A 15,311-nucleotide genomic window follows, 5' to 3' on the forward strand; every position below is an offset into this window, starting at 1 on the left:
TACTTAAAACGACCAAATTTTAAAGACCAAATACATGATTTAAACGATATAACTTATTTTTTATAAAGTGGAACAGCCGAACAAGCTTCTCCAAACATAACGCTTTTAGCAACTTTCATTAGTTTTTGAATAGCCAAAGTATACACCTGATTGGGAACTGATTTTTTAGAACACCCTTTTAAAATAACAGGTTTTTGAAAATAATCGGTATAATCGAGTTTGTTTAAAATATCTTGATACCACTCAACAACGGCCAATTCTTTAGTTCCATGAATAACTTTTAAAGCATAGGGTGCTAAATTCACAGCAACTAAAGCAAAAGTCCAAGCAGGCAAAATAGCATCTGTTGAACAATAGATAGCCACATATTTATCTTGAAAAGATGAGAAATCGGTACTTTTTAATTGAGATCTAAAATCAGATTCTTTCAAGATAAAACCTTCAATCAACCATTGTGAAATATCTAAATGTTCTACATGAGAATCTGGATAGTAATCTTCTAAATCGAAAACCATCAAAGAACTTTGCGCTACTTTATTTACTATTTCGTCCATTTTTTAGTCACAGTTTTAAGTCGCAGTTTTCAGATGTAAGTGTAAAAACACTGCTAACTGTGACTGCGACTGCTTACTATTTTAAAGCATTCCTAATTCTAATTTTGCTTCTTCGCTCATTAAATCTTTGCTCCAAGGCGGATCAAAAGTTATTTCTACTTCGCATGACTTTACAGTATCGATGGATTTTACTTTTTCTTCTACTTCCATTGGCAATGTTTCAGCAACTGGACAATTTGGAGAGGTTAATGTCATTAAGATTTTTACATCGTTATCTTCATTAATCATAACATCGTAAATTAATCCTAATTCGTAAATATCTACAGGTATTTCAGGATCGTAAATTCCTTTTAAAACCTTAACTACGTCTTCGCCTAAATTAATTGTGTCGTTAAATTCTTCCATTTTTTTATTTTTAACCATATAAGGCATATAAGGGAATATAAGTTAATCCCAAAGTTGATTATATAGATTGTTAATATATGTTTTTTGACCTTCTTTATAAATATTTGTCACATTGAAATTAATTAATAATCCCATTGGTACATTTAATAAATTCATGTATGATAAAATCTGTGCTTCAAAAATCGGCTTCATTTCAGTTACTGATTTTAATTCTAAAACTAATTTGTCTTCTATCAATAAATCACATCTTAGTTCTGCATCAACTTCAATTCCTTTGTATTGAATTGGAATTGATAATTCCGATTGAAATTTAACATTTCTAAGTTCAAGTTCGCGTATTAAACATTTATGATAAACACTTTCTAATAAACCTGGACCAAGACTTTTGTGAACTTCAATAGCTGCTCCATTTACTTTATAAACCAAATCTTTTAAATCTTATTTTGTATAATTCATAAAACTTATACTTTCTTATATGACTTATATGGTAATTAAAATTTCGTTATTATTGCTTCGATTGAAATGCCAAAGCATACATTTTTATTTGTTTTATCATTGAAACTAATCCGTTTGCACGCGTTGGAGATAAATGTTCTTTTAATCCTATTTCATCGATAAAATCAGTATTTGCATCCAAAATATCCTTTGGAGATTGATTAGAAAAAGAACGAATTAAAATTGCGATAATTCCTTTTGTTAAAATGGCATCACTATCTGCTGTAAAAACAATATTGCCGTTTAGTTCTTTTCCATGAACCCAAACTTTTGATTGACAGCCTTTTATAATGTTCTCATCAACTTTGAATTTTTCGTCAATTAAGGGAAGTGTCTTTCCTAATTCGATGATGTATTCGTAACGTTGCATCCAATCGTCAAACATGGAAAATTCATCAACAATCTCGTTTTGAATGTCTTTAATTGTCATTTAAAATTATTTTTTTGTTGCTTTTAAAAGTAATTTACCTTCGTTATCATATAATAAAATGGTTTTATTTTCCATTTTAAAAACAGTTACATTTTTAGCTATGTTAAACCACAGAGTTTCGTTTTCCATTGCATTATCACAGTATTTTCTGGTAGCCATAAAAGGAGAAAGAGAAATAACTTCTTCTTCTAATTTGTAAGTTCCAGAGTACATATTACAACCCATAAAACCAGAAACGCTTTCAGCATCAAAACTTATAAAATATTCTTTATTACTTACATCCTTTGATAATAATGTTTCAACAGAGTAGCTTCCAATAATAGGACTTTTTATAGTAGAATCGTCTACTAATTTATTAATAAAATCGACTAATTCCTTAATTTTTACAGGCGGAATGGTATGATCAAATCCTTTAGTAGTATATGTTTTATCTTTATTTAAAATTGTCAAGTTTGCATGCGCTTTCCCATCATAAGCTCGTTCCATAGTTGGACCTTCTAATTCGTTAAAAGTAGTTAGATCAATCTTGCTATATAAATTTGCAATTTCTTTCCATTGCTCATCAGTTAAATTTAGTAAAACAGGCTGAGAATCTCTTGTATCTATAACCGTAAAAACGTTTTTTTCAATTTGAATGGTTCTATGAAAACCTCTACTATTTGCTCCATAGATAATTTTAACACTAGATAAATCTTGTTCTTGTGAGCACCCTTTAGATAAAAAAAACACTAAAAAAATAGAGAATAATGATTTCATAATTTTAATTTTTTAAGACAACATCATTTGTGCTTTTTTAACCGCTTCTACAAAGATATCTATTTCTTCTTTAGTATTATAAAAAGCAAAACTTGCTCTTATTGTTCCTGGAATATTGAAATAATTCATAATAGGTTGTGCGCAATGATGACCGGTTCTAACCGCTATTCCTAACTTATCTATAATTGTGCCAATGTCATACGGATGAATTCCATCAATGTTAAACGAAATCACCGAAGTCTTGTTTTCACTAGTCCCAAAGATTTTCAAACCTTCGATTTCTTGCAATCTTTTGGTTCCGTAGTCTAATAATTCTTGTTCGTATGCTGCAATGTTGTCAAAACCAACAGCATTCATGTAATCAATGGCAGTTCCTAAAACTATTCCGCCTTCGATGTTTGGAGTTCCTGCTTCAAATTTATGTGGTAAATCAGCGTAAGTAGTTTTTTCGAAAGTAACTTCGGCAATCATTTCACCTCCGCCTTGATACGGTGGCAATTTTCGCAACCATTCTTCTTTTCCGTATAAAATTCCAACGCCTGTTGGACCACACGCTTTATGTCCTGAAAACACATAAAAATCGCAATCCAATGCTTGTACATCTGGACGTAAATGCGGTGTTGCTTGTGCACCGTCGATTAAAACGGCTGCTCCTACTCCATGTGCTTTTTTGATGATGTATTCAATTGGGTTAACCGTTCCTAATGCATTTGAAATATGATTCACCGTTACGATTTTCGTTTTTCCTGAAAGTAATTTGTCGAATTCTGAAATAATCAATTCTCCTTTTTCATTCATTGGAATAACCACCAACTTCGCTCCTGTTTTTTCACATAAAAATTGCCAAGGCACAATATTGCTATGGTGTTCCAAGGCAGAAACCATGACCTCATCGCCTGCTTTTAGCAAACTTGCAAAACCATTCGCTACCAAGTTAATTCCGAAAGTCGTTCCTGAAGTAAAAATGATTTCGTGATTATGTTTCGCGTTTAAGTGATTTTGAATCGTATTTCGAGACACTTCATAAGCATCTGTAGCCAATTGACTCAACGTATGTACACCACGATGAATATTTGCATTGATTTCGCTGTAATATTTCGAAATAGCATCAATAACCACTTGTGGCTTTTGCGAAGTAGCTCCATTATCAAAATACACCAAGGGTTTGCCATTTACTTTTTGCGATAAAATGGGGAAATCAGCTCTTATTTTTTGAACATCAAACATATTACTGTATTTTATATTATAGAATAAAACCGCAATTAAGCGGTTTAAAATTTACAAATCAAATCCCATATTTACACCTAATTTGTTTGCAATAAGTCTGGCAATTTTTGCTTTTAATTCAGGTATTTTAATGCTATTTGTTACTTCGCTTGTAAAAGCGTACATCAACAAAGCTTTTGCTTCTTTTTTTGGAATTCCACGTTGTTGCATGTAGAACATTGCACTTTCGTCTAATTGTCCAATCGTACAACCGTGCGAACATTTTACATCATCGGCAAAAATTTCCAATTGTGGTTTTGCGTTGATAGTAGCTTTATCGCCAATTAAAATGTTATTATTTTGTTGAAAAGCATCGGTTTTTTGTGCTTCTTTTTCTACGAAGATTTTTCCGTTAAAAACTCCAGTTGAACTATCGTTTAAAATGGTTTTATAATTTTGGTGACTTTCGCAATTTGGTGTTGCATGTTGCACTAAAGTATAATGATCTACGTGTTGTTTATCGCCAATTATGGTAATGCCTTTTAAAGTTGAATCGATTCTTTCGCCTTGGTGATAGAAATTCAAATTGTTTCTTGTGATGTTTCCGCCAAACGAAAACGTATGCACCGAAACTCTACTTTCTTGCTTTTGAGCAATATAAGTGTTGTCTACAAGATTTGCTGTTTGCACATCGTTTTGTACTTTGTAATAATCTACAATGGCACGTTTTTGAGCATAAACTTCTGTAACCGAATTCGTTAAAACCGGATTAGAATTTAAACTCTGATGACGTTCTACAATTTGAACGTGAGCATTTTCACCTACAATAATTAAATTACGAGGTTGTGTCATTAAAGCCGCTTCATTACCAGTAGAGAAATAAATGATCTCAATAGGTTTTTCAACAACTTTGCTTTTTGGTATATTTACATAAGCACCTTCTAATGAAAAAGCAGTGTTTAAAGACGTTAAACTGTCTTCTTTATTTGCAATTTGATTAAAATAAGTGTCAATAATCATTTTGTATTTAGGTTTTGTTAATGCCGAAGACATCAAACAAACATCTAAACCATCATGTGTAGTTGACGATAAAAAGGAGCTGAAAATACCATCAATAAAAACTACTTTGTAAGTATCAACTTCGTGTAAAAAAAACTTTTTTACATCTTTAAATTCGATTGTATTTTCTTTCTTTGGGAAAACCGAAAAATCGTTCTTTAAAATTGAGTTTAAAGAAGTGTATTTCCAAGCTTCCTCTTTTTTAGTAGGAAAACCTTTGTTTTCAAAGTTTTTTATAGCGTTGCTTCTAAGCTCGTGAAGTTCAGAGTTTGTATCAATCTTTTCTTCAAAAGCCATGAAAGAAGCTAACATTTTTTCTTTTAATTCCATTGTATTTAGTGTTCAGTCGCAGTGTTCAGTCGCAGTCATCTGATAACTGTGACTGAGACTGTAAACTAATTTAATTCGTTTTTAATCCAATCGTAACCTTTTTCTTCTAATTCTAATGCTAAAGCAGCTGTTCCTGATTTAACAATTTTTCCGTCCATTAATACGTGAACGAAATCTGGAACGATATAATCTAATAAACGTTGGTAATGCGTAATTACTAAAACAGCATTATTCTCGTTTTTTAATTTGTTAACTCCGTTTGCCACAATACGTAAAGCATCGATATCCAAACCTGAATCAGTTTCGTCCAAAATTGCGATTTTAGGCTCTAACATTGCCATTTGGAAAATTTCATTACGTTTCTTTTCACCTCCCGAAAAACCTTCGTTTAAAGAACGCGATAAGAATTTTCTATCCATTTCTAATAATTCTGCTTTTTCACGAATTAATTTCAACATTTCGTTTGCAGGCATTTCTTCTTTACCGTTAGCTTTTCTACTTTCGTTGATTGCTGTTTTAATAAAATTCGTAACCGAAACTCCCGGAATTTCAACTGGATATTGAAACGATAAGAAAACGCCTTTGTGTGCTCTTTCTTCTGGTGCAAATTCTGAAATTTCTTCTCCGTCTAAAAAGATTTCTCCTTGAGAAACTTCGTAATTTTCGTTTCCAGCAATGATAGAAGATAAGGTTGATTTTCCGGCACCGTTTGGTCCCATAATCGCATGAACTTCTCCTGCTTTAATTTCAAGGTTAATTCCTTTTAATATTTCTTTGTCTTCAACAGACGCGTGTAAGTTTTTTATTTGTAACATTTTGTAAATGTGTTATTTATTCAAATTTATGATTGATTATCCAACAGAACCCTCTAAACTAATTTCCAACAACTTCTGCGCTTCTACCGCAAATTCCATTGGTAATTTATTCAAAACTTCTTTACTGAATCCGTTTACGATAAGCGCAATAGCTTTTTCTGTTGGGATTCCACGTTGGTTGCAATAGAATACTTGGTCTTCTCCAATTTTTGAAGTCGTTGCTTCGTGTTCAATTTTTGCCGATGCATTTTTACTTTCGATATACGGAAAAGTATGTGCTCCACAATCGTTGCCCATTAATAAAGAATCACATTGAGAGAAGTTACGCGCGTTTTCTGCCCTTGCTCCTATTTGCACTAATCCTCTATAGCTATTTTGTGATTTACCAGCTGAAATTCCTTTAGAAATAATAGTTGATTTGGTATTTTTTCCCAAATGAATCATCTTAGTTCCGGTATCGGCTTGCTGAAAATTATTAGTAACGGCGATTGAGTAAAATTCGCCAATTGAATTATCTCCTTTTAAAACAACCGAAGGATATTTCCAAGTTACTGCCGAACCTGTTTCTACTTGTGTCCAAGAAATTTTAGCGTTTTTCTCACATAAACCTCTTTTGGTTACGAAGTTATAAACACCACCTTTTCCTTCTTTGTTTCCTGGATACCAGTTTTGAACTGTTGAATATTTTATTTCGGCTCCGTCCATTGCAATTAATTCTACAACAGCTGCGTGCAATTGATTTTCATCTCTACTAGGTGCTGTACAACCTTCTAAATATGAAACATAACTATCTTCATCAGCCACCAACAATGTTCTTTCAAACTGTCCTGTTCCTCCTTGATTGATTCGGAAATACGTTGATAATTCCATTGGACAACGAACACCTTTTGGAATATAACAGAAACTTCCGTCAGAAAAAACAGCCGAATTTAAAGCAGCATAAAAATTATCTTTTTGTGGAACGATTGTTCCTAAATATTTACGAACTAGTTCTGGATGCTCTTTAATGGCTTCTGAAATGGAACAAAAAATAATTCCTTTTTCGTTTAATGTTTTCTTGAAAGTCGTTGCTACAGAAACCGAATCAACCACGATATCAATCGCCACATTGTTCATTTTCTTTTGTTCGTCAACCGAAATTCCTAATTTTTTGTACATCGCCAAAAGTTCAGGGTCAACGTCTTCTAATTTTTTGTTAGGATCGGCTTTTTTAGGTGCAGAATAATACGAAATCGCTTGAAAATCTGGTTTTTCATAATGTACATTAGCCCATTCTGGTTCAATCATTTCTTGCCAAGCCTTAAAAGCTTCCAAACGCCATTCGGTCATCCATTCTGGCTCTTCTTTTTTCTTTGAAATGGCACGAACGATATCTTCATTTAAACCAATAGGAAACGTTTCCGAGTCCAATTCGGTGTAAAATCCGTATTCGTATTCTTTATTTTCTAATTCGACTTTTAAGTCGTCTTCAGTATATTTACTCATATTTTTTTGATTTATAAAGAAAAGCTTTCTCCACAACCGCACGTTCTTTGTGCATTTGGGTTGTTAAAAACAAATCCCTTTCCGTTTAAACCGCCCGAAAATTCTAAAATTGTACCGGCTAAGTATAAAAAGGATTTTTTTTCAACAGCAATTTTTATATTATTATCTTCAAAAACCTTGTCGTTTTCTCCTATTTCTTTGTCAAACTTTAATTCGTAAGACAAACCCGAGCAACCGCCACTCTTTACGCCAACTCTAACGTAATCAATTGCTGCATCAAAACCGTCTTCTTGCATCATTGCAACGATTTTTTTACTTGCTGTGTCTGAAACTTTGATCATAGCTTATTTTGATTTTGTCTAAATTAACGGCAAATATAAGGCATAATTTACTTTTAACAAGAGTTGCTAACATTTTTATAACTTATGGATTAATAGTTTCTGTTTATAGTATTTTTTGTAATTTGGCTGAAAAATGTTTGACATACGAAATCGCAAGTAAAATAGTTAGTAAAATCAAACCTCAAAAAACAAAAGGCGATAACACAATAAACTCATTAATAATATTTCACGAAGTATGAAATTACATCCAATAGAAGCAGGAAATTTTAAATTAGATGGTGGTGCTATGTTTGGCGTTGTGCCAAAAACCATTTGGAATAAAACTAATCCGGCTGACGAAAATAACTTAATTGACATTGCTGCAAGATGTCTTTTAATTGAAGACGGAAACCGATTAACGCTTATTGATACCGGAATGGGTAACAAACAATCAGATAAATTTTTTGGATATTACTCTCTTTGGGGTGATCATTCTTTAGATAAGTCGCTAAAAAATGCAGGTTTTCATCGTGATGATATTACAGATGTTTTTATGACCCATTTGCATTTTGACCATTGTGGTGGAAGTGTCAACTGGAATAAAGATAAAACAGGTTACGAAGTAGCTTTTAAAAATGCTAAATTCTGGACAAACGAAAACCATTGGGAATGGGCAACAAAACCCAATTCAAGAGAAAAAGCATCTTTTTTACATGAAAACATTATTCCAATGCAAGAAAGCGGACAATTAAATTTCATTAAAAGAGCTGAAGGCGATTTTTTAGCTACTTCAGAATTAGGTTTTGGAATTTTCTTTGCTGACGGACATACCGAAAAACAAATGTTGCCTCACATCAATTACAACGGAAAAACAATTGTTTTTTGTGCCGATTTATTAGCAACTGCTGGTCATATTCCTATTCCATATGTTATGGGTTACGACACAAGACCTTTATTAACATTAGACGAAAAAGCAAAATTCATGAATGCTGCTGCAGAAAATAATTATTATTTGTTTTTAGAGCACGATGCACACAATGAAATTATTACGGTAGAAAAAACAGAAAAAGGTGTTCGTTTAAAAGAAGTTTTTACCTGTAACGATATTTTAAAATAAAGTTAAAAAAAACACTAACTGTAACAATCACAAAAGATTTCAGTCCAATAACCGAAATATAATTATTGAAAAAATGAAAAGAATATTTAAACCACTTTATTTAAGTTTGACTATCGCTTTTGCTTTAGCAAGTTGTGGATCACAAAAAATGGTATCAACTCCGGTTGAAAACATAGATAATTTACCTTTAAAAACTACTCCTATAGCTGAAAATGACTTAAAACGTTGGAGTCACTTAGATTTAGTAAATGACACAATTCCTGGAATGAGTGTTGACAAAGCGTATAAAGAATTAATCAAAGGTAAAAAAGGTAAAAAAGTCATCGTTGGAATTGTAGATTCAGGTGTTGATATCAACCACGAAGATTTAAAAGCGGTGATTTGGACCAATCCAAAAGAGATTGCTGGAAATGGCATTGACGATGACAAAAACGGATACATTGATGATATACACGGATGGAATTTCTTAGGAGATGCTGTTCATGAACAATTAGAAATGACGCGTATTGTTAAAAAAGGACCTGGAACTCCAGATTATGATAAAGCGAAAGCGCAATTGGAGGAAGAGCTAAAAGGAATTCAGCCACAAAAACAACAATTAGATTTTATATTAAATGCTGAGAAAACAGTAGCAACTTTCCTTAAAAAAAGTGATTTTACGCTAGAAGAAGTAAAAGCAATTCAATCGGATGAAACTGGGGTAAAACAAGCAAAAGCAATGTTTACTCAAATTTTAAGCAAATCTACCAAGGCTGAATTTGATGCTCAAATTGAAGAATTTAAAGACTATGTTTATGGACAAATTAACTATAATTTAAATGTTGAGTTTGATGGTAGAAAAATTGTAGGTGATAATCCAAACGATTTGAACGACACGAAATACGGAAACAATAATGTAGTTGGTCCTGAGCCAAAAGAAGCCAAACACGGAACACACGTTGCTGGAATTGTAGCTCAAATTAGAGGAAATAATCTTGGTGGTGATGGTGTAACTAATAATGCTCAAATATTAACGGTAAGAGCAGTTCCTAATGGTGATGAATATGATAAAGATATCGCTTTAGGAATTCGTTATGCGGTAGATAATGGTGCAAAAGTAATTAACGGTTCATTCGGAAAATACTATTCGCAACATAAAGAATGGGTTATGGATGCCATTAAATATGCAGAATCTAATGATGTTTTAATTGTTATTGCTGCCGGAAACGAATCGTTTGATTTAGATGTTACTAACAAATATCCAAACGACACCTACGATGGTAGTCCAGAATTTGCTAAAAACGTACTAATAATTGGAGCGCTTTCTCCAAATTATGGTTCTAAAATGGTAGCTGGTTTTTCAAATTACGGAAAAAACAATGTAGATATTTATGCTCCTGGAGATGAAATATATGCTACAACTCCATTAAATACTTACGAATATTTACAAGGAACTTCAATGGCTTCACCAAATGTAGCTGGAGTTGCAACTTTAATTCGTTCTTACTATCCTAAATTAACTGCTGTGCAAGTAAAACAAATTATTATGGAAAGTGGAACGCCATTAAAAAACACAGTTGTAATTGGAGAAGACAAACACAAAGCTAATTTTGCCGATGCTTCTAAATCAGGTAGAATTGTAAATGCTTATAATGCTTTAGTTTTAGCGGCTAAAATGTCTAAATAATAAAAATTAAATTATCTTAAATCCTACAAGGCATAATTTGTCTTGTGGGTTTTCTTTTAAAAAACGAATATGAAAAAATTATTGTTTTTAGGTTTATTTCCCTTTTTAACATTTGGTCAAAACAATCCAAATCCAGGGTATTGGCAACAACATGTTGAATACAAAATGGAGGTGAAAATGGATGTGAAAAAATTCCAATATACAGGTAAGCAAGAAATAATTTATACGAACAATTCAAATGATACTTTACATAAAGTATATTATCATTTATACAACAATGCTTTTCAACCCGGAAGTGAAATGGATGCAAGGCTTCAGGCTATTTCCGATCCAGACAAACGAATGGTAAGAACCTTTAAAAAAGAAGGAAAAGACATAAAAGAAAGTAGAATTAGCACTTTAAAACCAAATGAAATTGGCTATTTAAATATTGCAAATTTTAAACAAGATGGCGTTACAGCAACCACAAAAGTAGTAGGAACTATTTTAGAAGTTACGTTAGCAAAAGCTATTTTACCAAAACAAAAAACAGTTTTATCATTAGATTTTGATGGGCAAGTACCATTGCAAATTCGTCGTTCGGGAAGAATTTCAGAAGAAGGAGTTGCTTTATCCATGACACAATGGTATCCAAAATTATGTGAATATGATTTTGAAGGCTGGCATTCAAACCCATACATTGCAAGAGAATTTCATGGTGTTTGGGGAAATTTTGATGTAAAAATTACGATTGACAAAAACTACACCATTGGTGGAACAGGTTATTTACAAAACAAAAACGAAATTGGACATGGTTATCAAGATACCGGAATAAAAGTCGTACATGCTAAGAAAACTAAAAACTTAACATGGCATTTTTATGCACCAAATGTGCACGATTTTGCTTGGGGTGCCGATAATGAATTCATTCACGACATGATTTTAGGTCCAAATAATGTTGAATTGCATTTCTTGTATAAAAACAAGAAAGAAAATTTAGAAAATTGGAAAAAAATGCAACCTAAAACAGCAGAATTGTTAGCGTATTTTAACGAAAACGTAGGACAATATCCATACAAACAATACTCTGTGATTCAAGGTGGTGATGGCGGAATGGAATATGGTATGTGTACCTTAATCACCGGAAATAGAGCTTTTGGAAGTTTAGTAGGCGTTACAGCACACGAAATGGCACACTCATGGTTTCAGTTTGTACTAGCTACTAACGAAACCAAACATGAATGGATGGATGAAGGATTTACATCCTACATTTCTAACTTAGCTATGAATAAAATTTTACCTCCTAAAAAACCAGAAACTCCATTTGAAAGTGCTTATAAAAATTATATTTATTTAGCAAAATCAGGAAAAGAACAACCTTTATCTACTCATGCAGATCGTTATGATGTAAATATGGCATATGGCATTTCTGCCTATAGCAAAGGCGAAGTGTTTTTAGTGCAACTAGGATATTTAATTGGCCAAGAAAACCTCAACAAAACCATCAAACGTTACTATAACGAGTATAAATTTACGCATCCTACACCAAACGATATAAAACGTGTAGCAGAAAAAGTTTCAGGCGCAAATTTAGACTGGTATTTATTAGATTGGACATTGACTACAAACACTATAGATTATAGCATTAAAGAAGTTTCTGAGGCCAATGCAGCCAATACAAAAGTTGTTTTTGAAAGAAAAGGTAGAATGCCAATGCCTTTAGATGTTATTGTAGAATATTCAGATGGAACAAAAGAATTTTTCTACATTCCAAACACGTTAATGCGTTGGGAAAAACCTAATCCGTATCCTGAAATTAAAGGAAAGGTACTAACAGGTTGGGATTGGGCTTATCCTACTTTTACTTTTGAAATTGCGAAACCAAAAGCTTTAATCAAATCCATCACCATTGACCCAGAAAATATAATGGCTGATATAAACAAAGAAGACAATATTTTTGTGAAAAAATAGAAAATATAAGCGACCTATTAAGGTCGCTTTTTTTATGTCAAATTTTAATTTAAGAAATGACAAATATCATTCTTTGAGTGTATTGTGTTTTATAATTTTAATGTGCTTAAAAAGCAAATCAAAATTAATAAGCAATTTTAAAAATACACTATTTATGATAAGTGCAACCAAAGACATTAGAAACGTAGTATTTCTTGGCCATTCGGGTTCTGGGAAAACTACATTTATTGAAACCATGTTATTTGAAAGTGGTAGTATTCCAAGACGTGGTTCAATTGAAGCACACAACACCATCTCTGATTTTACCGATTTAGAACATGAAAGAGAAAACACCATTTACAGTCATTTAATGCACGTAAAATGGCACAATAACAAAATAAATATTTTAGACACGCCGGGTTTTGACGATTTTATTGGTGAAGTAGTTTCATCGTTAAAAGTGTCTGATACAGCTTTAGTACTATTAAACGCAACATCGGGAGTAGAAGTAGGTACTGAAATTATTTGGGAATATGTTCAAAATTATCAAACTCCTGCCCTATTTGTTATTAATCAAATGGATCATCCAAAAGCAGATTTTGATGCCACTTTAGAACAAGCAAAAAATCGCTTTGGTAATAAAGTTATTCCTGTTCAATTCCCATATAATTCTGGCGAAAATTTTAATAGTATTATCGATGTGCTTCGCATGACGATGTATGTTTTTCCTGAAAATGGAGGAAAACCAGATAAAATGCCAATACCTGAATCTGAACTTGAAAAAGCAAATACACTTCATAATGCATTAGTAGAAGCTGCCGCAGAAAACGAAGAAGGTTTAATGGAAAAATACTTTGAAAAAGGTAATTTAGACGAAGAAGAATTAGCAAAAGGGTTAACTATTGCACTTGCTAACCAACAAATATATCCTGTTTTTTGTGCTTCGGGATTAAAAGATATGGGAAGCGGAAGAATCATGGGATTTATAGACGATATTGCACCTTCTCCTGCAGACAGACCAGCAAAAAAACTAGAAAATGGAGATGAATTAAAATGCGATGCTACAGATAAAACAACTCTATTTATATACAAAACACTCGCTGAACCACAAGTAGGAATGGTTTCGTATTTCAAAGTGCTTTCTGGAGAATTAAAAGCAGGAGATGAACTAGTAAATGCAGAAAATGGTGAAATCGAACGCTTAACCCAAATTTTTGTAACCGAAGGAAAACAACGAACTGCGGTAGAAAAATTAATTGCTGGCGATTTAGGCGCAACGGTTCGCTTAAAATTTGGCCATACAAACAATACCTTAAACGCTAAAGGTAGCGATAGAAAAGTGAGAAAAATGCAATTTCCATTAAGTCGAATTAGAAAAGCAATTACGACTGCTAATCTTGCCGATATGGAAAAAATGATTAAGGCATTACACCAAATTCAGGAAGAAGATGTAACCTTAAAAGTAGAACAATCTGCCGAATTAAAACAAACCATTATTCAAGGTCAAGGGCAATTGCATTTAGATTTAATTAAACATCGAGTAGAAACCGAAAATAATATAGAAATTGTTTTTGAAGAACCAAAAGTGCCTTATCGTGAAACCATCACTAAATCGGCAAAAGCAGAATATCGTCATAAAAAACAAAGTGGCGGTTCTGGACAATTTGGAGAAGTTCACATAACCATTGAACCTTATTTTGATGATATGCCAGAGCCACAAGGCTTTAATATTAGAAATAAAGAAATTGAAGAATTACCTTGGGGCGGAAAATTTGCATTCTATTGGTGCATAGTTGGTGGTGCTATTGATAATCGTTATGCAACTGCGATTAAAAAAGGAATAATGCAAGAAATGACCGAAGGTCCATTAACCGGTTCTAATTGTCAAAACATACGCGTTTGCATTTATGATGGAAAAATGCACGCAGTAGATAGCAATGATATTTCTTTTCAACTAGCAGCTTCACATGCGTTTAGAATGGCTTTTAATGATGCAAAACCTCAACTACTAGAACCTTATTATCATGTAGAAGTTTTATGTGATAACAATCATACAGGAGATGTTATGGGCGATTTACAAACACGAAGAGCCATTATTCAAGGAATGGATACTGACGGACATTATCAGAAAATTTTAGCAGAAGTTCCTTTATCTGAGCTAAAAGATTATGGATCTACGCTTCGATCGCTAACACAAGGAAAGGCAAAATTTAAAATGGACTTTGTTAATTATCAATTAGTTCCTGCACACGTTCAGGAAAATTTAGTTATAAGTAATGCGTTATTTACTGAAGTGTAAAACGAATTTTGCCATTGAAAAAGCTTCTTCAAAAAATGAAGAAGCTTTTTTTATACCTTTGCCACATGCAGTTCACCTATCCAAAAAAAGAAAAATTAAAAAGCAAAACCACAATTGATTTGCTTTTTTCTGAAGGAAATTCGGTTTCGAAATTTCCACTGCGTTTGGTATATGTAGAAAATAAAGAACCAAATGCAGAGCCAATTAAAATGGGTGTTTCGGTTTCTAAAAAGTATTTCAAAAAAGCCGTTGATCGCAATTATTTCAAACGTGTTTTACGCGAAACATACCGATTAAACAAGCATATTTTAATTGATAATTTAGAAAAACCGTATGCTTTTATGTTTTTCTATCAAACAAAAGAACGACTTTCTTATCAAGAAATTGAAGAAAAAACCATTCAACTTTTTCAAAAATTCAATGAAAGACAGAAGTAAATCTATCT

15 protein-coding genes are annotated in these 15,311 nt (G+C 32.6%); 5 read left to right on the top strand and 10 right to left on the bottom strand.

Annotated elements, in window-relative coordinates:
• Positions 1-53: 53 nt before the first annotated feature.
• The 10 genes from GFJ99_RS00500 to GFJ99_RS00545 all read right to left on the bottom strand — a co-directional run bounded on the left by GFJ99_RS00500 (position 54) and on the right by GFJ99_RS00545 (position 7,876).
• Positions 54-554: a DUF2480 family protein gene (locus GFJ99_RS00500; protein WP_008255281.1), complete on the bottom strand. Its 501-nt coding sequence runs from the start codon at positions 552-554 to the stop codon at positions 54-56.
• Positions 555-635: 81 nt separating this feature from the next.
• Positions 636-959 carry an SUF system Fe-S cluster assembly protein gene (locus tag GFJ99_RS00505; RefSeq protein WP_008255283.1) on the bottom strand — a complete coding sequence of 108 codons (324 nt, stop codon included), beginning with the start codon at positions 957-959 and terminating at the stop codon, positions 636-638.
• Between the two features lie 42 nt (positions 960-1,001).
• Positions 1,002-1,385 (bottom strand): GxxExxY protein, encoded by a 384-nt coding sequence (locus GFJ99_RS00510; protein ID WP_153207069.1) that lies wholly within the window; start codon positions 1,383-1,385, stop codon positions 1,002-1,004.
• A 79-nt stretch (positions 1,386-1,464) separates the two neighbouring features.
• Positions 1,465-1,884: a SufE family protein gene (locus tag GFJ99_RS00515; protein ID WP_153207070.1), complete on the bottom strand. Its 420-nt coding sequence runs from the start codon at positions 1,882-1,884 to the stop codon at positions 1,465-1,467.
• Positions 1,885-1,890: 6 nt separating this feature from the next.
• Positions 1,891-2,640 carry an META domain-containing protein gene (locus GFJ99_RS00520; protein WP_153207071.1) on the bottom strand — a complete coding sequence of 250 codons (750 nt, stop codon included), beginning with the start codon at positions 2,638-2,640 and terminating at the stop codon, positions 1,891-1,893.
• Positions 2,641-2,652: 12 nt separating this feature from the next.
• Complete coding sequence (locus GFJ99_RS00525) at positions 2,653-3,867, bottom strand: aminotransferase class V-fold PLP-dependent enzyme (RefSeq protein WP_153207072.1); 1,215 nt, start codon at positions 3,865-3,867, stop codon at positions 2,653-2,655.
• Positions 3,868-3,918: 51 nt separating this feature from the next.
• Entirely contained in the window at positions 3,919-5,235 is a 1,317-nt protein-coding gene (sufD, locus tag GFJ99_RS00530; protein ID WP_008255290.1) for a Fe-S cluster assembly protein SufD, read from the bottom strand.
• 65 nt (positions 5,236-5,300) lie between these two features.
• On the bottom strand, positions 5,301-6,050 hold the full coding sequence (gene sufC, locus GFJ99_RS00535; RefSeq protein ID WP_008255296.1) for a Fe-S cluster assembly ATPase SufC: 750 nt from the start codon (positions 6,048-6,050) through the stop codon (positions 5,301-5,303).
• 36 nt (positions 6,051-6,086) lie between these two features.
• The gene (gene sufB, locus GFJ99_RS00540) at positions 6,087-7,535 is read right to left on the bottom strand and encodes a Fe-S cluster assembly protein SufB (protein ID WP_153207073.1); all 1,449 of its coding nucleotides are present in this window, start codon (positions 7,533-7,535) and stop codon (positions 6,087-6,089) included.
• A gap of 11 nt (positions 7,536-7,546) precedes the next feature.
• Positions 7,547-7,876 carry an iron-sulfur cluster assembly accessory protein gene (locus GFJ99_RS00545; protein ID WP_008255300.1) on the bottom strand — a complete coding sequence of 110 codons (330 nt, stop codon included), beginning with the start codon at positions 7,874-7,876 and terminating at the stop codon, positions 7,547-7,549.
• Positions 7,877-8,111: 235 nt separating this feature from the next.
• Between GFJ99_RS00545 and GFJ99_RS00550 the strand changes: the two genes are divergently transcribed.
• The 5 genes from GFJ99_RS00550 (at position 8,112) to rnpA (ending at position 15,303) form a co-directional block, all read left to right on the top strand.
• Positions 8,112-8,972 carry an MBL fold metallo-hydrolase gene (locus GFJ99_RS00550; protein ID WP_153207074.1) on the top strand — a complete coding sequence of 287 codons (861 nt, stop codon included), beginning with the start codon at positions 8,112-8,114 and terminating at the stop codon, positions 8,970-8,972.
• Positions 8,973-9,045: 73 nt separating this feature from the next.
• Positions 9,046-10,638 (top strand): S8 family peptidase, encoded by a 1,593-nt coding sequence (locus GFJ99_RS00555; protein WP_153207075.1) that lies wholly within the window; start codon positions 9,046-9,048, stop codon positions 10,636-10,638.
• 69 nt (positions 10,639-10,707) lie between these two features.
• Positions 10,708-12,588, top strand: a complete 1,881-nt coding sequence (locus GFJ99_RS00560; protein WP_153207076.1) for a M1 family metallopeptidase — start codon at positions 10,708-10,710, stop codon at positions 12,586-12,588.
• A 154-nt stretch (positions 12,589-12,742) separates the two neighbouring features.
• Positions 12,743-14,866 (top strand): translation factor GTPase family protein, encoded by a 2,124-nt coding sequence (locus GFJ99_RS00565; protein WP_153207077.1) that lies wholly within the window; start codon positions 12,743-12,745, stop codon positions 14,864-14,866.
• Positions 14,867-14,931: 65 nt separating this feature from the next.
• Entirely contained in the window at positions 14,932-15,303 is a 372-nt protein-coding gene (gene rnpA, locus GFJ99_RS00570; protein WP_153207408.1) for a ribonuclease P protein component, read from the top strand.
• The last annotated feature ends 8 nt before the right edge of the window (positions 15,304-15,311 follow it).

The sequence above is a fragment of the Flavobacterium sp. LMO6 genome, from assembly GCF_009495795.1.
In the GTDB taxonomy this organism is placed as follows: Bacteria; Bacteroidota; Bacteroidia; order Flavobacteriales; family Flavobacteriaceae; genus Flavobacterium.